Source organism: Stenotrophomonas sp. GZD-301, assembly GCF_049310345.1.
GTDB lineage: Bacteria > Pseudomonadota > Gammaproteobacteria > Xanthomonadales > Xanthomonadaceae > Stenotrophomonas.
Map to the genome: position 1 here is coordinate 32,525 of NZ_JBMOWY010000022.1, position 20,270 is coordinate 52,794.

25 protein-coding genes and 1 tRNA gene are annotated in these 20,270 nt (G+C 68.1%); 17 read left to right on the forward strand and 9 right to left on the reverse strand.

Going from position 1 to position 20,270, the window contains the following annotated elements; translation table 11 throughout:
* Positions 1-111 precede the first annotated feature (111 nt).
* From ACO6VK_RS05385 to ACO6VK_RS05395, 3 genes are read right to left on the reverse strand one after another with little or no spacing between them, the layout of a single operon-like run.
* Positions 112-1,692, reverse strand: a complete 1,581-nt coding sequence (locus tag ACO6VK_RS05385) for a PepSY-associated TM helix domain-containing protein (RefSeq protein ID WP_422505895.1) — start codon at positions 1,690-1,692, stop codon at positions 112-114.
* A 10-nt stretch (positions 1,693-1,702) separates the two neighbouring features.
* Positions 1,703-1,966, reverse strand: coding sequence for a hypothetical protein (locus ACO6VK_RS05390; RefSeq protein WP_422505896.1), 264 nt, complete (start codon positions 1,964-1,966; stop codon positions 1,703-1,705).
* Positions 1,966-2,265 carry a hypothetical protein gene (locus tag ACO6VK_RS05395; protein ID WP_422505897.1) on the reverse strand — a complete coding sequence of 100 codons (300 nt, stop codon included), beginning with the start codon at positions 2,263-2,265 and terminating at the stop codon, positions 1,966-1,968. The genes ACO6VK_RS05390 and ACO6VK_RS05395 overlap by 1 nt, the downstream gene beginning before the upstream one ends.
* A gap of 422 nt (positions 2,266-2,687) precedes the next feature.
* On the opposite strand from ACO6VK_RS05395, the gene thrS reads away from it, so the two are divergent.
* From thrS to ACO6VK_RS05440, 9 genes are all read left to right on the forward strand, one after another.
* Positions 2,688-4,592, forward strand: a complete 1,905-nt coding sequence (thrS, locus tag ACO6VK_RS05400) for a threonine--tRNA ligase (RefSeq protein WP_411851619.1) — start codon at positions 2,688-2,690, stop codon at positions 4,590-4,592.
* Positions 4,593-4,640: 48 nt separating this feature from the next.
* Entirely contained in the window at positions 4,641-5,180 is a 540-nt protein-coding gene (infC, locus tag ACO6VK_RS05405; protein WP_026070650.1) for a translation initiation factor IF-3, read from the forward strand.
* Between the two features lie 484 nt (positions 5,181-5,664).
* The gene (gene rpmI, locus ACO6VK_RS05410) at positions 5,665-5,862 is read left to right on the forward strand and encodes a 50S ribosomal protein L35 (RefSeq protein ID WP_017355265.1); all 198 of its coding nucleotides are present in this window, start codon (positions 5,665-5,667) and stop codon (positions 5,860-5,862) included.
* A gap of 10 nt (positions 5,863-5,872) precedes the next feature.
* Positions 5,873-6,232: a 50S ribosomal protein L20 gene (gene rplT / locus ACO6VK_RS05415; RefSeq protein ID WP_017355264.1), complete on the forward strand. Its 360-nt coding sequence runs from the start codon at positions 5,873-5,875 to the stop codon at positions 6,230-6,232.
* A 195-nt stretch (positions 6,233-6,427) separates the two neighbouring features.
* Complete coding sequence (locus tag ACO6VK_RS05420) at positions 6,428-7,423, forward strand: phenylalanine--tRNA ligase subunit alpha (RefSeq protein ID WP_017355263.1); 996 nt, start codon at positions 6,428-6,430, stop codon at positions 7,421-7,423.
* Positions 7,424-7,505: 82 nt separating this feature from the next.
* The gene (gene pheT / locus ACO6VK_RS05425) at positions 7,506-9,887 is read left to right on the forward strand and encodes a phenylalanine--tRNA ligase subunit beta (protein WP_422505898.1); all 2,382 of its coding nucleotides are present in this window, start codon (positions 7,506-7,508) and stop codon (positions 9,885-9,887) included.
* A gap of 25 nt (positions 9,888-9,912) precedes the next feature.
* On the forward strand, positions 9,913-10,212 hold the full coding sequence (locus tag ACO6VK_RS05430) for an integration host factor subunit alpha (protein ID WP_005410432.1): 300 nt from the start codon (positions 9,913-9,915) through the stop codon (positions 10,210-10,212).
* Positions 10,193-10,549: a MerR family transcriptional regulator gene (locus tag ACO6VK_RS05435; protein ID WP_068853353.1), complete on the forward strand. Its 357-nt coding sequence runs from the start codon at positions 10,193-10,195 to the stop codon at positions 10,547-10,549. Before ACO6VK_RS05430 ends, ACO6VK_RS05435 begins: the two co-directional genes overlap by 20 nt.
* A gap of 67 nt (positions 10,550-10,616) precedes the next feature.
* A tRNA-Pro gene (locus ACO6VK_RS05440) sits at positions 10,617-10,693 on the forward strand.
* Positions 10,694-10,763: 70 nt separating this feature from the next.
* Here the strand turns inward: ACO6VK_RS05440 and ACO6VK_RS05445 are convergent.
* The 4 genes from ACO6VK_RS05445 to ACO6VK_RS05460 form a co-directional block, all read right to left on the reverse strand.
* Positions 10,764-11,534 (reverse strand): transporter, encoded by a 771-nt coding sequence (locus ACO6VK_RS05445; protein ID WP_422505899.1) that lies wholly within the window; start codon positions 11,532-11,534, stop codon positions 10,764-10,766.
* 122 nt (positions 11,535-11,656) lie between these two features.
* Positions 11,657-12,079, reverse strand: coding sequence for a hypothetical protein (locus ACO6VK_RS05450; protein WP_422505900.1), 423 nt, complete (start codon positions 12,077-12,079; stop codon positions 11,657-11,659).
* Between the two features lie 51 nt (positions 12,080-12,130).
* Positions 12,131-12,361, reverse strand: coding sequence for a hypothetical protein (locus tag ACO6VK_RS05455; protein ID WP_422505901.1), 231 nt, complete (start codon positions 12,359-12,361; stop codon positions 12,131-12,133).
* Between the two features lie 2 nt (positions 12,362-12,363).
* Positions 12,364-13,152 carry a MipA/OmpV family protein gene (locus tag ACO6VK_RS05460; protein WP_422505902.1) on the reverse strand — a complete coding sequence of 263 codons (789 nt, stop codon included), beginning with the start codon at positions 13,150-13,152 and terminating at the stop codon, positions 12,364-12,366.
* Positions 13,153-13,263: 111 nt separating this feature from the next.
* On the opposite strand from ACO6VK_RS05460, the gene ACO6VK_RS05465 reads away from it, so the two are divergent.
* From ACO6VK_RS05465 to ACO6VK_RS05475, 3 genes are all read left to right on the forward strand, one after another.
* A complete protein-coding gene (locus ACO6VK_RS05465; RefSeq protein ID WP_422505903.1) occupies positions 13,264-13,938 on the forward strand; it encodes a response regulator transcription factor in 675 nt (224 codons plus the stop codon).
* Positions 13,935-15,281 (forward strand): sensor histidine kinase, encoded by a 1,347-nt coding sequence (locus ACO6VK_RS05470; RefSeq protein ID WP_422505904.1) that lies wholly within the window; start codon positions 13,935-13,937, stop codon positions 15,279-15,281. Before ACO6VK_RS05465 ends, ACO6VK_RS05470 begins: the two co-directional genes overlap by 4 nt.
* 71 nt (positions 15,282-15,352) lie before the next feature.
* Complete coding sequence (locus ACO6VK_RS05475; RefSeq protein WP_422505905.1) at positions 15,353-15,601, forward strand: hypothetical protein; 249 nt, start codon at positions 15,353-15,355, stop codon at positions 15,599-15,601.
* An 18-nt stretch (positions 15,602-15,619) separates the two neighbouring features.
* Here the strand turns inward: ACO6VK_RS05475 and ACO6VK_RS05480 are convergent, their stop codons facing one another.
* Positions 15,620-15,889 (reverse strand): peptidase, encoded by a 270-nt coding sequence (locus ACO6VK_RS05480; protein WP_422505906.1) that lies wholly within the window; start codon positions 15,887-15,889, stop codon positions 15,620-15,622.
* A 196-nt stretch (positions 15,890-16,085) separates the two neighbouring features.
* On the opposite strand from ACO6VK_RS05480, the gene ACO6VK_RS05485 reads away from it, so the two are divergent.
* The gene (locus ACO6VK_RS05485; RefSeq protein ID WP_422506000.1) at positions 16,086-17,144 is read left to right on the forward strand and encodes a linear amide C-N hydrolase; all 1,059 of its coding nucleotides are present in this window, start codon (positions 16,086-16,088) and stop codon (positions 17,142-17,144) included.
* A 189-nt stretch (positions 17,145-17,333) separates the two neighbouring features.
* Positions 17,334-17,537: a hypothetical protein gene (locus ACO6VK_RS05490; RefSeq protein WP_422505907.1), complete on the forward strand. Its 204-nt coding sequence runs from the start codon at positions 17,334-17,336 to the stop codon at positions 17,535-17,537.
* Positions 17,538-17,552: 15 nt separating this feature from the next.
* Here ACO6VK_RS05490 and ACO6VK_RS05495 read toward each other — a convergent pair whose 3' ends face one another.
* A complete protein-coding gene (locus ACO6VK_RS05495) occupies positions 17,553-17,990 on the reverse strand; it encodes a MarR family winged helix-turn-helix transcriptional regulator (RefSeq protein WP_422505908.1) in 438 nt (145 codons plus the stop codon).
* Between the two features lie 79 nt (positions 17,991-18,069).
* Here ACO6VK_RS05495 and ACO6VK_RS05500 point away from each other — a divergent pair, with 79 nt between their 5' ends.
* The 3 genes from ACO6VK_RS05500 (at position 18,070) to ACO6VK_RS05510 (ending at position 20,239) form a co-directional block, all read left to right on the forward strand.
* Complete coding sequence (locus tag ACO6VK_RS05500) at positions 18,070-19,179, forward strand: FAD-dependent oxidoreductase (RefSeq protein ID WP_422505909.1); 1,110 nt, start codon at positions 18,070-18,072, stop codon at positions 19,177-19,179.
* Between the two features lie 142 nt (positions 19,180-19,321).
* Positions 19,322-19,861: a DUF3011 domain-containing protein gene (locus ACO6VK_RS05505; protein WP_422505910.1), complete on the forward strand. Its 540-nt coding sequence runs from the start codon at positions 19,322-19,324 to the stop codon at positions 19,859-19,861.
* Positions 19,862-20,035: 174 nt separating this feature from the next.
* Positions 20,036-20,239 carry a hypothetical protein gene (locus ACO6VK_RS05510; protein WP_017355250.1) on the forward strand — a complete coding sequence of 68 codons (204 nt, stop codon included), beginning with the start codon at positions 20,036-20,038 and terminating at the stop codon, positions 20,237-20,239.
* The last annotated feature ends 31 nt before the right edge of the window (positions 20,240-20,270 follow it).

Here is a 20,270-nt window from a genome sequence, read left to right on the forward strand (position 1 = left end):
AACCCACTGGGCCACGGCCACGACTGAACTGCTGGAAACGCGCCTGAAGAATTCTGAAAGCCCGGTGGCACAAGGCCTCTGGCGCGCACGCCGGGGGCGACGCGCCGTCGATCACCCTGCCGCAGATTCCGTCCTGCGCGACCAGACACTGTTCGGGTCGCCGTGCAGTGCGCGCCGCCGGGTGGCCCGTGCCATCGCCATGAAGCCCACCGCCATCGCCAGGGCCACCCCGTCCACCCAGAACAGGGGCCAGTAGCCGTGCCGGGCGCTGGTCCACAGCCAGAGGCCGGTCATCGCGCCATGCGCCAGCGGAACCAGCGCGGTGACCGCCGCTGCAGCCCACAGCAGCTCCTCGGCGGCGCGTGACGGCGCGCGCAGGGCCGCCCACAGGGCGCAGCCGCCCCAGACCAGGAAGCAGGTCCAGCGCATTCCCGGGTCGGCGTAGGACGGGGCCAGGTGTTCCAGCAGCTGTACGCTGACGAACGCGGCCGAAATGGCCACGCACAGGCCGATGCAGACGCCGACCGTGGCCCGCGCCATGTTGACCTGCGCACGGCCCTGTTCGACCTGCCGGCGCTTGCGGCGCGACTCGATCCACAGCAGGTTGCCGGAATAGAACAGGAAGGCGCCGCCCAGGCCGAGCGCGAAATAGAGCCAGGGCACCGCGCCGTTGCCGAACTCACCGAAGTGCAGCGCGTAGGCGGCGGCCAGCGTGGCGTGGTTGGCATCGCGGCGGCCGGGCAGCTGGGTGTGCAGTACTTCGCCGGTATTGGCATCCATCGCCACCGCGCCGAGCGGGCCGAGCGACGCGCCGCCTTCGCCGGTGATCTCGATGACCGCGTTGGCGTCGCCGGCATTGGCCAGTTTCAGGTAGGCCGGCTCGAAGTGCGGCAGGCCTTGGTCGGTGGCCACTGCGATCGCACGCCCATGCAGCATGGCCAGGCTGCCCGGCCGTACCGGCTCGCCGGCGGCGGCGCGGATCGGCGCGGTGTCCAGCGCCGCCGGCAGCGCCGCCATCAGCCTGCCCTGGTAGACCAGCGGGTTGAGCGCGGCCATCTGCAGGAACATCAGGCACAGCAGCGCGCCGGTGACCGCGAACAACAGGTGGAACGGCAGGCTGAGCACGCCGATGACGTTGTGCGCGTCCTGCCACATCTGCTTGAGGTTGCGGCCCGGCCGCAGCGCGAACAGGTCGCCGGCCAGCTTGGGCAGGTGGATCACCAGCCCGGACAGCAGCGCCACGCCATACAGCAGGCTGACCACGCCCATCAGGTAGATTCCGGCCACCGGCAGGCCCAGCGTGTAGTGCAGCTCATTGACCAGCTCGGCCAGGCCGGCCTGGGGTGGCGTGGGGCTGCCCTCGACATGATCGGCCCAGGCGAACAGCCAGGTGCCCTTGGCATCCTGCCAGTACGCCACCGACTGCGGCGTTTCCGCCCCGGGGAAGGTCATGCCGATGTGCTGGCGCGCCGCCGGGTGCCGCGCCAGCACCCCGTCGAGCAGCCGCTGGGCATCGTCCAGGGTCTGTGCCGGCTGTTCCATCGCATGTGGCGCCTGCCACAGTGGCAGGTCATGGTGGAACACGGTGATGGCACCGGCGTAGAAGGCCACGAACAGCGCGAAGCCGGCCACCAGGCCAACCCAGGTATGCAGCGTGGTGAAGGTGCGGAGGGTAAGCGAGCTGAACTTCATGGGGATTCCGTCATTGCACCCAGCCGGTGCCGCGCAGCAGCCACAGCAGCGCGAAGCAGAGGGCGGCGGCCAACCCCATTCCGGTCCATGCACGCAGGCCGGTGCGGAAGCTGAAGGCCCATACCGCCGCCAGCATCCACAACGGCACGAAGGCGATCAGGCTGGGCACCACGGCCCGTTCCCAGGGGCCGGGCGGCAGCCAGGCCACCAGGCCGGTGGCGGCGGCAGCGACCAGGAAGCCGGCCACCAGCGCAGCGAAGGCGCGCGCCCACATCAGCGCTGCTCCGCGGCGTGCGGGCGCGTCCATGCGGCCAGATAGGGCAGAGCCATCGCGGCCAGCATCCAGCCGGCCAGGGTCACGCACAGGCCGGCGGCCAGTCCCAGCTGCCCCATCCACAGCCACAGGCCGGTCGCGAAGGCGACCAGGCCGATCTGGCGGCCGAGCCGGCCGGCGCGGCGCAGGCGCGGCCAGCGGCAATGCGGCGAGGCGGCGTAGAAGGCCAGCGCGGAGAACGCCGAGGCGAGGCCACCGAGCGCGCAGTACAGCGCTGCAGCGAAATCGGTACCTACCACGGGCGCGGCGGCAGAGCGGGCGAGGCCCGGTGCGGAAGAGGGGGCAGGGGGGGCCGGGCCGGGCGGACGGCGGGTGTCATGGCGGATCCTTGGGGGGAGGCGTCACCGGGGGTGGCACGGCGATCCGCGCATGGTAATCATTGCGGTTTTCGGGCGCCACAGCCCCACGTTCAGGCGCTGCCCGGGCAAGCGGAGCGGCAACGCGGCCCGGATTGGTTTAAGATCAAGCCATCTCTATCGATGGCAACAAGGTGGCCCGCGCCCAGCGCCGGTCTAGCGTGTGACATGAGCACTACCACCGCCCACCGCTGAACGTCCCGACGGCCCCTGACGCAGGCGCCTTCGTGGCGCTTTTTTATTGCCGATCTCCCCGATTCCGTACCTTCGGCCCGCCCGGCGGGCCCACCAGCCAAAGCCTATTCATGATCGCGATCACGCTCCCCGACGGCAGCCGCCGTGAGTTCGAAAACCCCGTCAGTGTCATGGACGTCGCCCAGTCGATCGGCGCCGGCCTGGCCAAGGCCACCATCGCCGGTTCGGTGGATGGCGTGCTGGTCGATGCCAGCGATGTCATCGACCGCGATGCCAGCCTGCGCATCATCACCGCCAAGGACGAGGAGGGCGTGGAGATCATCCGCCACTCCTGCGCCCACCTGGTCGGCCATGCGGTCAAGCAGCTCTACCCCGACGTCAAGATGGTGATCGGCCCGGTCATCGCCGAAGGCTTCTACTACGACATCTACTCCGAGCGCCCGTTCACCCCGGACGACATGGCCGCCATCGAAAAGCGCATGGGCGAGCTGATCGCGCAGGACTACGACGTGGTCAAGAAGGTGACCCCGCGCGCGGAAGTCGTTGAAATCTTCAAGGCGCGTGGCGAGGACTACAAGCTGCGCCTGATCGAGGACATGTCCGACGACATCCAGGCGATGGGCATGTACTACCACCAGGAATACGTGGACATGTGCCGTGGCCCGCACGTGCCGAACACGCGCTTCCTCAAGGCCTTCAAGCTGACCCGCATTTCCGGTGCGTACTGGCGCGGCGATGCCAAGAACGAGCAGCTGCAGCGCATCTACGGCACCGCGTGGGCCGACAAGAAGCAGCTCGAGGCGTACATCAAGCGCATCGAAGAAGCCGAAATGCGCGACCACCGCCGCATCGGCAAGCAGCAGGAACTGTTCCACCTGCAGGAAGAGGCGCCGGGCCTGGTGTTCTGGCACCCCAAGGGCTGGGCGCTGTGGCAGGTGGTCGAGCAGCACATGCGCAAGGTGTACCGCGACAGCGGCTACGGCGAAGTGCGCTGCCCGCAGATCCTGGACGTCTCGCTGTGGCAGAAGTCCGGCCACTGGGACAACTACCAGGAAAACATGTTCTTCACCGAGTCGGAGAAGCGCACCTACGCGGTCAAGCCGATGAACTGCCCGGGCCACATCCAGGTGTTCAACCAGGGCCTGCACAGCTACCGCGACCTGCCGATCCGTTACGGCGAATTCGGCTCGTGCCACCGCAACGAGCCGTCCGGCGCGCTGCACGGCATCCTGCGCGTGCGCGGTTTCACCCAGGACGACGGCCACGTGTTCTGCACCGAGTCGCAGATCGAAGCCGAAGTGACCGCGTTCCACCAGCAGGCGCTGGCGGTGTACACGACGTTCGGGTTCGAGGACATCCAGATCAAGATCGCGCTGCGCCCGGAAAAGCGCCTCGGCGACGACGCCACCTGGGACAAGGCCGAAGCCGCGCTGCGCTCGGCGCTGGGCAGCTGTGGCGTTGAGTGGCAGGAGCTGCCGGGCGAGGGCGCCTTCTATGGCCCGAAGATCGAGTACCACCTCAAGGACGCCATCGGCCGTACCTGGCAGCTGGGCACGATGCAGGTCGATTTCATGATGCCCGGCCGCCTCGGCGCCGAGTACGTGGACGAAAACAGCCAGAAGAAGCACCCGGTCATGCTGCACCGGGCCATCGTGGGCTCGATGGAGCGCTTCATCGGCATCCTGATCGAACACCACGCCGGCGCCTTCCCGTCCTGGCTGGCCCCGACCCAGGTGGTGGTGGCCAATATCACCGATGCGCAGGCTGAATACGTGTCTGAAGTCCGGAAAACCCTTGCAGATCAAGGCTTCCGGGTAAACGCCGATTTGCGCAACGAGAAGATCGGTTATAAGATTCGCGAGCATACGCTGCAGCGGGTCCCGTACCTGCTGGTGGTTGGCGACCGTGAGAAGGAAAATGGCGCCGTGGCCGTGCGTACGCGCTCTGGCGAAGATCTGGGCAGCATGTCCGTCCAGGCCTTCATCGAGCGGTTGCAGGCAGAACAGTCCGTGTAAGAAAGTCCCGGCCCTGCGGATGATCCGCTGAGGGCCGGTTTGATTCCTCTGGGAGATTGCAATATCAGTACCCCTGACAACAAACAGAACCGCAAGAATCAGGAAATCCGGGTGCCGCGCGTCCGCGTGATCGGCAGCGACGGAGAAATGATTGGCGTGTTGACGCGTGACGAAGCGCTGTCGATGGCCGAAGACGAAGGTCTGGACCTGGTCGAGATTCAGCCGCAGGCTGATCCGCCGGTGTGCAAGATCATGGACTTCGGCAAGTTCAAGTTCGAAGCGCAGAAGAAGGCCAACGAGGCCAAGAAGAAGACCAAGCAGGTCGAGATCAAGGAAGTGAAGTTCCGCCCGGTCACCGATGAAGGCGACTACCAGATCAAGCTGCGCAAGATGCGCGGTTTCCTGGAAGAGGGCGACAAGATCAAGGTCAACATCCGCTTCCGTGGTCGTGAAATGAGCCATCAGGAACTGGGTCGCGAAATGGCCAACCGGATCGAAGCCGATCTGGGTGAGGACATCGTGATCGAGTCCCGTCCGCGCCTGGAAGGCCGGCAGATGGTGATGATGATCGCGCCGAAGAAGAAGTAATCGCGCTCTGGCGCGACGCGCGACGCGCGCCACGTCGAACGTGGCTGCGCGGAACTCCCGGTTCGTCTGCTCTTGGGCAGGCGACGGCGGGGGTGCGACGGGATGCGACGGGAAAGCAGCCGACTGTTAGTCGGCTGCTTTCCCGGCATGCCGCCAAGGGCAGCCGACTAACAGTCGGCTCTACCCAGTCGGCGATACCCAGTCGCTGTGACGGCAAGGCCGTCCGTTTCGTTCAGGTTTCCGGCCCAACACCCGGCAAATCCCGCCTGATCAACAGCTTGCACCCGTTCTCCAACCCATGCATAATGGGCGACCCCGTTTTTGCGGGGGTGCTGTTTTGAACGGTTTCACGCTTTTCAACGGCAACAGGACCGGCCTGGTTCCCAATGGGGATCCCGGGCTTACAAGCAGGCAAGGGCACGGACGGAAAGTGTGGCAATGCCACCGCCCTGGTCAGTGACAAAACACCATCAAGGACATTGCAATGCCCAAGATCAAGACCAACCGGGCGGCGGCCAAGCGTTTCCGCAAGACCGCCTCCGGCAAGTTCAAGGCTGGCCACGCCAACCGTAGCCACATCCTCACGAAGAAGTCGACCAAGCGGAAGCGCAATCTGCGTCAGACGAACCATGTTCGTGCAGAAGACGCAGGCCGTTTGAACCGTATGCTTCCCTACCTCTGAGGACTGACCCATGGCACGAGTAAAGCGTGGCGTACAGGCGCGTCGCCGCCACAAGAAAATTCTGACCCTGGCGAAGGGTTACTACAACGCTCGCCGCAAGGTCTTCCGCGTTGCCAAGCAGGCCGTCATCAAGGCACAGCAGTACGCCTACATCGGTCGTAAGCAGAAGAAGCGCAATTTCCGTTCGCTGTGGATCACCCGCATCAACGCGGCTGCCCGCATCAACGGCCTGAGCTACAGCCGTTTCATGAATGGCCTGCTCAAGTCCGGCATCACCCTGGACCGTAAGGTTCTGGCTGACATCGCCGTGCACGACGCAGCCGGTTTTGCTGCACTGGCCGAAAAGGCCAAGGGCGCACTGGCGGCATAAGTCCATTCCCCTGCCGTTGCCGTTCACGCGCAACGGCTGTGGGTAAGGCAAATGCATGGGGAAGGGCGCAAGTCCTTCCCCATTCTTTTTTGTGTTGGCGGTGGCCCTCCCGGTGCCATCGATCGACAGCGGTGGCGACGGGGGTCGGCCCGACGCGCATCGCGATGGCATACCGACGCGAGGCTCCGGCTATCCATGAGTGACATCCAATCCCTGACCACCCAGGCGCTGGCCGACGTGGCCGCTGCCCAGAGCCCGGACGCGCTGGAAGCCCTGCGCGTGGCGCTGCTCGGCAAGAGCGGCAGCATCACCGCCCAGCTCAAGCAGCTCGGCGCACTGCCCGCCGACGAGCGCAAGGCCGCCGGTGAGGCGATCAACCGTGCCCGCGACGCGCTGACCACCGCGCTGGGCGAACGCAAGGCCGTGCTGGAAGACGCTGCGCTGGACGCGCGCCTGGCCGCCGAAGCGATCGACATCACCCTGCCGGGGCGCCGCGACGAACGCGGTGGCCTGCATCCGGTCACCCGCACCCTGGAGCGCATCACCGAGATCTTCGGCCGCCTGGGCTACGAGCTGTCCGAAGGCCCGGAAATCGAAGACGACTGGCACAACTTCGAAGCCCTGAACTTCCCGCCGCACCACCCGGCGCGTGCAATGCACGACACCTTCTATTTCGGCGATGGCCGCCTGCTGCGCACGCATACCTCCGGTGTGCAGGTGCGCTACATGGGCGACCACGCGCCGCCGCTGCGCATGATTGCCGCCGGCAAGGTCTACCGCAGCGACAGCGACCAGACCCACTCGCCGATGTTCCACCAGGTGGAAGGCCTGCTGGTCGACGAGCATTCCACCTTCGCCGACCTGAAGGGCACGCTGTCCGAATTCGTGCGCGCCTTCTTCGAGCGCGACTTCGAAATGCGCTTCCGCCCCAGCTACTTCCCCTTCGTCGAACCCGGCGCGGAAGTGGACATCGCCTGGCAGCAGCCCGACGGCAGCACCCGCTGGCTGGAAGTGCTCGGCTGCGGCATGGTTCACCCGAACGTGCTGCGCAACGTGGGCATCGATCCGGAGCGCTATACCGGCTTCGCCTTCGGCCTGGGCGTGGAGCGTTTTGCGATGCTGCGCTACGGGGTCAACGACCTGCGCGCGTTCTTCGAAAACGACGTGCGGTTCCTGAAGCAATTCGCCTGATGACGGCATGCCGGGCAGCGCCCGGCACTACGATTGTTGAATTACGGCCCAGGCGCATGCGCCGGCCCACCAGGGTGACACCATGAAATTCTCTGAAAACTGGCTGCGCAGCCACGTCCCGACCACCGTTTCGCGCGATGAACTCAGCGCGGTGCTGACCGCCATCGGCCTGGAAGTGGAAGAGGTCGATGCGTTGGGCGAAGGCCTGCAGCATGTGGTCGTGGCGCGGATCGTGTCCGCCGAGCGCCATCCGGAAGCCGACCGCCTGCAGATCTGCCAGGTCGATGCAGGGCAGGGCGAGCACCTGCAGATCGTCTGCGGCGCGCCGAACGCGCGTCCAGGCCTGGTCGCGCCGCTGGCGATGATCGGCGCGCAGATCGGCGAACTGAAGATCAAGCCGGCGCAGCTGCGCGGCGTGGCCTCCAACGGCATGCTGTGCTCGGCCAAGGAACTGGGCCTGGACAGCGATGCCTCGGGCCTGTTCGAACTGCCCGACGATGCGCCGGTCGGCCAGTCGCTGGTGGAGTACCTGGGCCTGCCCGACGCCAGCATCGAGATCAAGCTGACCCCCAACCGCGCCGACTGCTTCAGCATCCGCGGCATCGCCTTCGACGTGGCCGCCGCGTGCGCCAGCGAAGTGGTGCCGTTCAACGCCGCGCCGGTCGCGGCCGTGGGCAGCCGCGAACTGACCATCGCGCTGCAGGCCGGCGCCGAGGCGCCGCGTTTCGTCGGCCGCGTCATCGAGGGCGTCAACCCGCGCGCGGCCACCCCGCTGTGGATGGCCGAACGCCTGCGCCGCAGTGGCGTGCGTCCGGTGTCGCTGCTGGTGGACATCACCCAGTACGTGATGCTGGAACTGGGCCAGCCGATGCATGCCTACGACCTGGGCACCCTGCAGGGCAGCATCGGCGTGCGCCGTTCGCGTGCCGGCGAAACCGTGAAGCTGCTCGACGGCCGCGACGCCGCGCTGGACGACAGCTTCCTGGTGGTGACCGACGCCGACCGTCCGGTCGCGCTGGCCGGCCTGATGGGCGGCTTCGACACCCGTGTCACCGACGACACCACCGCCGTGTTCCTGGAGGCGGCGCACTTCGCGCCGGCCGCCATCATGGGCCGTGGCCGCAAGCTGGGCCTGCACACCGATGCCGGCCACCGCTTCGAGCGGGGCGTGGACCCGGCGCTGCCGCGCACGGCGGTCGAGTACGCCACCCGTCTGATCCTGGACCTGGCCGGCGGTACGCCGGCACCGGTGACCGAGGCGGTCAATGCCGGCGATCTGCCGGCGACCGCGGCCATCACCCTGCGCCGCGCGCGCATCGCCCGCGTGCTCGGCATCCAGATCGCCGATGCCGACGTGGAGCGCATCCTGCGCGCGCTGGGCATGGACGTGGCGGCCGTCGCCGAGGGCTGGCAGGTCACCGCCCCGAGCCGTCGCTTCGACATCGCGATCGAAGAAGACCTGATCGAGGAACTGGCCCGCATCCACGGCTACGAGCGCATCCCGACCACGCTGCCGGGCGGTGCCTCGCGTGTGGCGATGCCCAGCGAGACCCGTCTGGACGACCTCAGCACGCGCCGCCAGCTGGTCGCCCGTGACCTGCAGGAAACCATCAATTACGCCTTCGTCGATGCCGCCCTGCTCGCGCAGTGGCAGCTCACCGACGGGCTGGTGCCGCTGGCCAATCCGCTGTCGGCCGAACTGGCCGTGATGCGCCCGTCGCTGCTGCCGGGCCTGGTCGCCACGCTGGGCCGCAACGCCGCCCGTCAGCTGGGCCGGGTGCGCCTGTTCGAGCTGGGCCGCGTGTTCCACCAGCAGGCCGGCGACGGTCAGCCGGCACCGCTGGAGACCCAGCGCGTGGCCGCGGCCATCTGTGGCGACGCCGATACCCAGCAGTGGGGCATCGCCTCGCGCAAGGTGGACTTCCACGACCTCAAGGGCGACCTGGAGTCGCTGGCCGCCGCCAGTGGCGCGGCGCTGACCTTCCAGCCGTCGCAGCGCCCCTACGGGCACCCGGCGCGCTCGGCCGAGGTGCTGCGCGATGGCGTGCCCCTGGGCTGGATCGGCCAGATCCACCCGCGCCTGGCCAAGGCGCTGGACATCGACGTGGACGTGTACGCATTCGAGCTGGACCTGGCGCCGCTGGCGGCCCGCGCGCTGCCGCGTGCCACCGAGCTGTCGCGCTACCCCTCGGTGCGCCGCGACCTGGCCTTCCTGGTGCCCGACGCGGCCGCCTGGACCGACCTGGAAGCGACCCTGCGCCGGGCTGTCGGGCCGCTGCTGCGGGAGGTCACCCTGTTCGACCGGTACGTCGGCCAGGGTGTCGAGCCGGGCTTCAAGAGTCTCGCTATAGGCTTGATTTTGCAGGACAAGTCGCGCACTCTGACGGACCGCGACGTGGATTCGGTAGTGGCCGAGGCGGTCACTGTCATGGAGCGTGAACACCACGCCCGGATCCGCGGTTGAGCGGGAAGCATGGGGGTAGCAGGCAATGGCATTGACCAAGGCTGAGATGGCCGAAAAGCTGTTCGACGAAGTCGGTCTGAACAAGCGTGAAGCCAAGGAATTTGTCGACGCGTTCTTCGATGTGTTGCGAGAGGCATTGGAACAGGGACGTCAGGTGAAGCTGTCCGGCTTCGGTAATTTCGACCTGCGGCGCAAGAACCAGCGCCCGGGTCGCAATCCCAAGACCGGCGAGGAAATTCCTATTTCCGCCCGCACGGTGGTCACCTTCCGTCCGGGCCAGAAGCTCAAGGAAAGGGTGGAGGCATATGCTGGATCCGGGCAGTAACCGCGAACTTCCGCCGATACCGGCCAAGCGCTACTTCACCATCGGTGAGGTCAGCGAGCTGTGCGATGTCAAACCGCACGTGCTGCGTTACTGGGAAACCGAGTTTCCCAGTCTCGAGCCGGCCAAGCGCCGTGGCAACCGCCGCTACTACCAGCGCCACGACGTGCTGATGGTGCGTCAGATCCGCGGCCTGCTCTACGAACAGGGCTACACGATCGGCGGCGCGCGGCTGCGCCTGGAAGGTGCCGGCGCGCGCGACGAATCGGCATTGAGCAACCAGATCATCAAGCAGACGCGGATGGAACTGGAAGAAGTGCTGCAATTGCTGCGCCGCTGAACCCTTTTTCACGTAAACCCGTTATACTCGTCGGCCCGCTGCAAGGCGGGGACATTGCCAGCATCATCGGGGCGTAGCGCAGCCTGGTAGCGCATCTGCCTGGGGGGCAGAGGGTCGTCGGTTCAAATCCGGCCGTCCCGACCAATGTTGGTAAAGAACAAGGGCTTGCACAGCGATGTGCGGGCCCTTTTTCGTTGGCGGGTTCTCCGCCGCGCTAGTCGAAGTAGAACGACACGCCCAGCCCGGCCTGCAGGTCGGGGCTGGCGTTGTCCAGGCCGAGATCGAACGAGGCATCCAGCTGCACGCGCGGGCGCAGCATCCAGGTCACGCCGGCACCGGCGATGGCGGTGGACGGTTCGCCATCGGTGTCGGTGAAGCCGAGTTCGACATAACTGCTGACCGTGTCGGTGAGCGCCACGCTCAGGCTGGGCGACCAGGTGAAGGTGTCCGCGCCCGCGCCGCGCACCGCGTTGGCGTACAACGCACCGCTCCAGCGGTCGTCGAAGGCGTATTCGTAGCTGGCGCCCAGTGCGTACTGGGTGCCGCCTTCGGAGAAATCGCGGTCGCCGGTGGCGAAGGTGCTGCTGGCCAGCACGGCGACACTGTGCCGGTCCGATCCCGTGGGCAGCGCGAGCTTGAGTGCCAGTCCGGCATCGCCCGCGCCGCGTCGGGTGTAGGTTGGGCCGCCGCGCGGACGCACCTGCAGCCGGTTCCACGGCGTGGCGAAGGCCTGCAGTTCCAGACGCTCGGCCAGGCCGACGCGCAGGGTGATGTCGCTGCTGTACTGGGTACTCAGGACGCCATCGGCGTCGCGGTCACGTTCCAGGCTGGGCAGGCCCAGCTCCAGCGCGAGCGCGCCACGCGGCACGGTGCCGGTGGAGAAACCGATACCGGGACGATCGAAGGACGGGGCGTCGTCGGCGTCCTGCGCGTGGGCGTTGGCGGCGGCGAACAACAGCAGGCAGGCGGCGGCAGGCAGGCGCATCGACAACTCCCGGACAGGCATCGGAACCACGGACCGTCCGCCGGTGGCGGACACGGCCGGGAGTATGCACAGTCCGGCCGCGCACGGATGTGCACGGCATGGTGGCGATGCGACCGGGGCGATCAGTGCGCCGGTCGCGTCATCGCCAGCAGGGCATGCAGAACGCGGTCGGTCTCGCCTGCGGCGGAGCGTCCGGTACAGGCGCTTTGCAGCCAGACGCCATCAGCGGCATGGCGCGAGGCGATCAGGCGCTGGTCGCGGCCCTCTTCAGGGTGTTGCTGCAGGCGTTCGTGCAGCCAACGCCGGCGGGCGCCGATCCAGTCCGGATCGACACAGCGGGTGTGTGCGCCCGCGGCAGCCGAGCGCGAGGCATCCAGCAGCGTGGCGATGTAGGCGCGCGAGAAACGCCCGTAGGTCATCGGATCGCTGGCCATGCGCTCGCGCACGGCATCGTCGAAGCGCAGCACCGCCGCCGCGCTGGTCTCGGCGGCGGAGGCGGGCACGCTGGGCCGGGGGGCGTGCGTGATCTTGCTGTTCCGGTTCATTGGTCGACTCCGTGGGGGGCGGGGGAGGCGTGCGGCACCGGCTGCGGCGCGTCAGGACGCGCCGACAGCCCCGGGCAGGCGGCGAGGGGCATCGCCGGCGGCCAGGTGTGCATCGAGCAGGGCAAGCACACGTTCGCCTTCGCCGTTGCAGGCCAGTTCGAACGTGGTCTGCCCGTCCAGCGCGGGCAGGGGGGAATACAGAATCCATTCAATGACGGCGCTGCGGTCCGGCTCGATCTGCAGAGCGCGTTCGGCGACACGACGTACGATTCCCTTGGGCATGGTCAGAATCCGTAACTGAGCGAGAAGGCGGCCGAATCCATGTAGTCGCCGCGGGTCATCGGGCTGTCGCGGACCGCATCGGAGAGCCGGCTGCGGCGCAGCGAGGCGGTGCCGGTCCAGTGCGTGCCCAACGGCACCACCACGGTGACGTCCATGTACGGCGAGGCGCCGCTGCCGGCCTCATAGCGGTCCAGGCCGCTGCGCAGCGCTTCGGCCTGGCTGACGCCGAAGTAATAGTCGTTGAGCTTGCTGCTGGCGTAGTTGACGCCCACGCCCGGGATCAGCCGCACCTTGCCTACCGGCAGCGGGTAGCTGTAGCGCGCATCGGCAGCGAAGCCGCCACCGTGGCCGGTGACCTCGGCCTCGGCGCTGGCCTGGACCACGCCCCAGTCGGCGCTGTGACGCCAGGCCAGACCGGCCATGCCCGACAGGCTGCGGTTGGAGAGCTGGCGCAGCTGCGGGTTGTCGGTGTCGCGGTGCTTGAAGCGCATCATGTACGGCGACAGCGTGGCCGACAGCTCCGTGCCGCCCTGGTTGACCAGGCGGTAGCCCATTGCGCCGCCGCGGAAGTAGAACGATCTGCCCTCGTAGCTGATCAGCGGCGCGGGGATGGTATCGGTGTCGTAGCCGGCGTAGGGCGACTTCAGGGCCACCACGGCCAACCCGACGCTGGTGCGTTTGGGGGCCGGAGCCGTGTCCTCGGCCTGGGCGGCGGAAGCGGCCAGCATGGGCAGCAGTGCCAGCAGAGTGGCGGCCGGATGACGCGGGAAAGCGGGAAGACGGAGCTGCATGTACCTGTCGCGGGCGAGGATCCAGCGGACAGGATGGACGGCCTACATTGTCGGAACGTTGCGCTGGATCGCGCGGTACCATCGAGCCCCCAGTCGCCCCCCGTACCCCGCATGCGCATTCTCCTGCTCGAAGACGACCCGGAAATGGCCGCCGCCATCCAGGTGAGCCTGGGCCGGCACGGCATGGTCGTGGACGTGGTGGGCAGCATGGCCCAGGCCACCGAAGCGCTGCGCGCCGGCGTACACCAGATCCTGCTGCTGGACCGGCAACTGCCCGATGGTGACGGGGCCGGGTTCGTGCAGGTGGCGCGCGGGCTGATCGCCAACCTGCCGGTGATCATGCTGACCGCGCGCGGATCGGTCGCTGACCGCGTGACCGGGCTGGACGTCGGCGCGGACGATTACCTGACCAAGCCGTTCGCGGTCGAAGAGCTGCTGGCGCGCATCCGCGCGATCTCGCGGCGGCCGTCGCAGATCGCGCTGCCCGAGTTGGCACTGGGGCGGCTGCAGTTCGATTTCGTTGCGCGCCAGGCCAGTGTGGCCGGTGTGCTGCTGGCGTTGCCGCGGCGGCAGCTGCTGGTGCTTGAAGCACTGGCGCTGCGCCAGGGACGCACGGTGGCGCGCGCGGCGCTGCTCGAAGCGGTGTACGGCTTCGACGATGCGATCCAGTCCAACGCGCTGGACGCGCACGTGTCCAAGCTGCGCAAGGCGCTGGCCGAGGCCGACGCGCGCGTGGAGGTCCACGTGATGCGCGGTATCGGCTATCTGTTGAAGGAGGCGTCATGAAGTTCCTCAAGCCCGGCTCGCTGTCTTTCAGCCTGGCCTGGAAGATCTGCCTGATCCAGATCACGATGGTGGCCATCGCACTGGGCGCCCTGGTGCTGGCCTACGGCGACCGCAGCGCGGCCTACATCGACTGGAACCTGAGCCAGACCCTGGCCGATGCGATCCAGGTACGCGACGACGCGCTGCACGTGGACTGGGCGGCGGTGGATGCGGTGAGCCGCGACCGCCCGGCGAGCTTCTGGTTCGTGGCCGCCGATGAGCAGGGGCGGCGCTTGACCCACGGCACCGTGCCGGCGATCTACCAGTCGCTGGTGCAGCAGCTTCAGCACATCGAACCGACCGACGTGCGCACCCGCACCCGCGGCGATGAGCTGGCCGCGCGGGTGATGGTGGGCGAGCACGACGGCGACCGCGTGCACGTGATGATGGGCGGGATGCCGCAGCACGGGTTGTGGCGGCAGATGCTGGTGGTGATGCGCTATCTGGGCGGCTGGATTGCCGGGCCGCTGATCGTGATCACGCTGGTGGCCGCGCCGTGGGTGATCCATCGCTCGCTGCGCGGGGTCAACCGGGTGGCCGCGCAGGCCGCGGCGATCCAGGTCACCGAGCGCGGCACCGGACTGGATACGCGTGCGGTCCCGGCCGAGATCTACCCGCTGGTGGATGCCTTCAACGCCGCGGTACGGCGGATCGGCGAAAGCTACGATGCGCAGGACCGTTTCCTGGCCGGTGCCGCGCACGAACTGCGCATGCCGATCGCGATCCTGGCCACGCGCATCGCCAACCTGCCCGCAGGTGCCGAGCGCGCGCGCCTGCAACTGGACCTGAGCCGGCTGGGCAACATCACCGAACAGCTGTTGGACCTGCAGCGCCTGGACCACCATGCCAGCCAATCGCAGCGGGTGGACCTGGCCGCGCTGACCGGCGAGGTGGCCGGCGACGTGGCGCCGCTGGTGGTCGATGCCGGCTACGCGTTCTCGGTGGACGCGCCGTCGCTGCCGGTGTGGGTCCGCGGTGACCCGCATGCGCTGCACCGGGTGGTGGCCAGCCTGGTGCAGAACGCCATCGCGCATGGCGGCGGCCGCGGCACCATCGAGATCGCGCTGGATGCCGCCGCCGAGCTGTGCGTCAGCGATGATGGCCCGGGGGTGCCGCTGGACGAGCGCGAGTCGATCTTCGAGCCGTTCCACCGGCTGCGTCCCAGCGGCAGCGGCAGCGGGCTGGGCCTGCATCTGGCGCGCGAGATCGTGCACCGCCACGGCGGCACCATCGCCGTGGTGGAAGCGGCCACCGGCGGCGCGCGGTTCCGCATGCGCCTGCCGCTGGATGGCGCACTGCCATGACCTATGGCAGGCGAAGCGCCCGGCGTGGGGGTAAAGAATCGGTTGGGTTCCCCCTTTCCTGGCGAGGCTGCATGAACCTGTCCCTGTGTGTGCGTACCGCGGCCGTTGCCGCCGTGTTGTCGCTGTCGCTGTCGGCCTGTGCAACCACCGATGAGGTTGCCGGCCCGCCGCAGTGCGAGGACTCGCCGCTGGTCAAGGAACTGCCCGACCAGGTGGCCCGGCGCGAAAGCCGGTGCCGCGACAGCGTCCAGGTGTGGTCCACAGAGAAGCGCGGCAGCGACCAGCCGCTGGACTTCGGCGGCAAGAACAAGGGCGATTGAGCCGAACGCGGTGACCGCTCAGCGCGGTCGCGGCGTTGCCGGTGCCGGCGTGGCGCAGTAGGCATCGATCGCTGCAGGCGTGTTGTCCAGGCCCTGCGCCTTGGCCAGCTCCCACGGGCGCTCGCACTGGCCGCTGCGCGCGCACCAGCGATAGCCCGCCGAGCCGATGCAGCCGTGGCTGTCGCGGTCGCCGCCGACAACGGGGGCCGAGGACGGCGCTGACGGTGTCGGGGTTGAGCAGGCGGCCAGCAGGCCACAGGACAACAGAAGCGACAGGGCAGTTCTCATCGGGGCGGTGTCCGGGGTGGCGATGGCCGCAGGGTAGCGCCATGCCGGCACGAGGTGCTGACGGCGCCCTCACCTGGCACCGATGCGCCTGTGGTTCACCTGTCCATCACCACCGCTTGAGTGTGATGGCCTGGGCACGGCAGGGAGGCTGGCATCCGCTCAGCCCCGCGCGTTGCCCGCCGGGAGAATCCGCATGATGCCTGTTTCCGCAGTGCGTTGGGCCCTGATTGCGCTGGCAGCCGCGTGCGTACCGCCGCCGGCGCAGGCCTGCACCCGCCTGGTGTATCTGGGCGACAACCAGGACGTGATCACCGCCCGCTCGATGGACTGGAAGACCGACGTCTCCACCAACCTGTGGGTGTTTCCGCAGGGCATCGCACGCGAGGGACAGGCCGGGCGCAATTCGATCCGCTGGACCTCGCGCTACGGCAGCGTGATTGCCAGCGGCTACGACATCTCCACCACCGACGGCCTCAACGAGGCCGGCTTGTCGGCGAACCTGCTCTGGCTGGTCGAATCGGAGTATCCGCAGCAGCGCAGCGGCAAGCCCGGTCTGGCGATCTCGCTGTGGGCGCAGTACGTACTCGACAATTTCGCCACCGTGGCCGAGGCGGTCGCCGCGCTGGAGCGCGAGCCGTTCTCGATCGTGACCGACGCGGTGCCCGGCGAAGCGCGGCTGGCCACGCTGCACCTGTCCATGTCCGATGCCACCGGCGACAGTGCCATCGTCGAGTACATCGGCGGGCGCCAGGTCATCCACCACGACCGCGCCTACCAGGTAATGACCAACTCGCCGGTGTTCGAGCAGCAGCTGGCGCTCAACAGCTACTGGCAGCAGATCGGCGGCACAGTGATGCTGCCGGGGACGAACCGATCGGCCGACCGGTTCGCGCGCGCGTCGTTCTACGTCAACGCCATTCCCAAAAGCGAAGATCCGGTGGTCGCGCTGGCCAGCGTGTTCAGTGTGATCCGCAACGTCTCGGTGCCCTACGGCATTGCCACGCCGGGCGAACCGAACATTTCGTCCACGCGCTGGCGTACCGTGGCCGACCACAAGCGCCGGCTGTATTTCTTCGAATCCGCGCTGACGCCGAACACGTTCTGGGTGGACCTCAACAGGATCGATTTCTCGCCGGTGACCGGCAGGATTCTCACGCTGGACCTCGGCCCGGACCAGCGCAATGTCTTCGCCGGCGACGCGCTGCCGCAGTTCCGGCCGTCGGCACCGTTCGCGTTCCTGGGCAAGGCGGACTGAGCGGTTGACCGGATCACGTCGGCCTGCCGCAGTCGAAAATTCAGACTATTCCGATATCCGAAACGGAAGGGGCGATCTATCGTGCTTCCCGAGAGCGGGATGCTCTCCCGATGCCCCGCGTGTGCCACCGGTCCCAGGGAACTGGATGGTCGCCGTGCCCCCGCCACGGAAACGATAGGAATGCCCGTCATGTTGATCACCGTGCAATGCCAGGAGCGCCAATGGCGCGTGGTTCACCCGTCGCGCCCGGGAGCCATCGATTTTCCGAATGGCGCAGTGGCGTTCGATTTCGCCGATGCGATGGCGCGCGAACATCACGCCAGTACCGGCGGCGCCAGCGCCGTGCGGGTGGAAGTGCAGGACGCGGCGGTGGAAGCGGTGCGCTACGGGTAACCGCGCCCGCGCGGGTCAGGCGTCGCGGTCCAGATTGGCGCTGAGGCGCTGCAGGAAGCTGGCCAGCAGCAGGGTTTCATCGACCGAGAAACCGGCCAGCATGCGCGTATTGCCGGCGTTGAGGATCTCCCGCGCCTGCGGCAGCCGCTGCAGTGCCAGCGGCGTCAGTTCGATGCGCTGGGCACGCGGCCGATGCGGGTCCGGGAAGCGCCGGATCAGCTGATCGCGCTCCAGCCGCGCCAGGGTCTGCGCCATCGACGGCTGTTCCACCCGCAGCAGCCGCGCCAGCTCGCTCTGAGTGGTGGCCTTGCCTTGCCGCACCGCTTCCAGCACCGGCAGGCTGGCCATGCCCAGGCCCAGCGGGCGCAGCTCGGTTTCCGCCAGGCGGGTCAGTTCGCGGGCCACCCGCTTGATCAGAAAGGACGGGACGTTCCTCGGGTCGGGGCGGTCCATGCGGTCACTCCGGGCACTTGACATAGGTCCCTATGGTAACAATCATAGGCGCCTATGTTTAAGGCCGTGGAGGCCGCGTATGTCCCGTGTTCCCCGTATCGCCATTGTCGGTGCCGGTCCGGCGGGCCTGCTGCTGGCCTGCCGGCTGCATCAGGCGGGTCTCCCGTTCGCGCTGTTCGATGCCGACGCGGCGGCCGATGCCCGCGCGCAAGGCGGCATGCTCGACCTGCACGCCGGCACGGGCCAGGCGGCCCTGCGCAGCGCCGGGTTGTTCGAGCGCTTCCAGCAGGTGGCGCGTTATGAGGACCAGGGCATGCGGCTGCTCGACGGGCAGGGCCGCGTGTTGCTCGAGGACGATGGCCAGGACGGCGACCGGCCCGAGATCGATCGCGGGCATCTGCGCGACCTGCTGCTGTCGGCCTTGCCGCCGGACCGGGTGCGCTGGGGCCACGCGCTGCACCAGGCCGTGCTGGAGGGGCCGTCGGTGGCGCTGCACTTTGGCAACGGGACGTGCGAGCGCTTCGGCCTGGTGGTCGGAGCGGAGGGTACGTGGTCGAAGGTGCGCCCGCTGCTGACCGACGTCCGCCCCCGGCACGCAGGCATCACGCTGTACGAGCTGTCGCTGCGCAACGTCGATGTGGATCACCGGGCGCTGGCCGCACTGGTGGGACGCGGCACGCTGGTGGCCAAGCAGGGCACCCGCACGCTGTTCGCCCAGCGCAATGCCAACGCGCATGTGCGGGTGTACGCCGCGTTGCCCCAGCAACTGGCAGCGGGGGAATCTGCCCCCGTGCAGACCCGCGCCAGCCTGCTGCAGCACTTTGCCGACTGGCATCCGCAGCTGCGTCGCCTGATCGCCGACGCGGACGATGCGGTGCGGCCGTGGCCGATCCACGCGCTGCCGGTCGGCCATTGCTGGACGCACCACCCGGCGGTGACGCTGATCGGCGATGCGGCGCACGTGATGCCGCCGGCGGGCGAGGGCGCGAACCTCGCACTGCGCGACGCCGCCGATCTGGCCGATGCGCTGTGCAGCGCCGACTGGCGCACGGCGGTGCAGACGCATGAGGAGGCAATGTTCGCGCGCGCTGCGGTGTCGGCCGAGGCGGCGCAGCGCATCCTCGTCTCAGGTTCGGCCGAGCACATGCTGGCGACGATGCGCGGCGACGACGGACGTGACAGCAACTGACGCGCGTCAGTCAGGAAAGCGACGGTTACCTAAATAGGGGATGAAATCAGCGACTTCCGGCCTATGTCGCATGCAGCCGCTTTGCCACATCCTGTTCGCCACCACCACACACGGTTTCGAGGCAGGCATGAGGAGCAATGGGATGACGCAGGGAAAGCACCGATGGCTGTGGGCGTTGCTGCCCTCGATGCTGGTGCTGGGCGCCACCGCGCACGCGCAGCAGTACGAACGCTACGACGATGGCTACAACAGTGGCCCGGTACGCTGCGAGTCGAACAAGAACCGCACCCAGCAGTGCCCGCTGGACGGCCGCGCGCGGCTGGTGCGGCAGATCTCCGGCTCGCCGTGCATTGAAGGCGAGACCTGGGGCCAGGCGCGCAATGGCGTGTGGGTGACCCGGGGCTGCCGTGCGGAGTTCATCGCCGAGCGTGGGCGTCCCTCGCATGGCGGCGGCCACTGGAATGGCGGCGGCGGCTGGAACAACGGCGGCGGCCGTGGCGAGATCATCAGCTGCGACTCCAAGGACCGCCGTGATCGGCGCTGCAACGTCACCATCCGCCGCGATGTGCGGCTGGTACGCCAGACCTCCGGCACGGCGTGTATCGAAGGGCAGACCTGGGGCTGGGACCGCAATGGCGTGTGGGTCACCGGCGGCTGCCGCGGCCAGTTCCTGGTCAACTGATCCCACCCGGGGCCCGTGCCCCGCAGTCAGAAAAATCTGATACAGATCACAGTTTCGATGGATTACTGTGCGCGTCGGGGGCCGAATGCGGCCCCGACGCTCCAGAGCGACCGCGCCGCCCTGTGCCGCGGTCGCCCTCTGGCCCGATATGCCGCCTCAAGGAGAGAGCAACGCATGTTGATCCGCCTGCAACTGGACGAGCGCCTGTGGCGTGTGGTCCACCCGGACAAGCCCGACGGGCTGCGTTTCCGCAACAGTGCCATCGCCTTCGATTTCGCCGACGCACTGGCACGCCTGCACCATGCCGATACCGGCCAGCGCAGCGCGGTGCGGGTGGAAGCCAGCGGTGCCTGCGTGGAAGCGGTCAGCTACGGCTGAGCGCGGTGCCGGGCAGAACCCGGCACGCGCG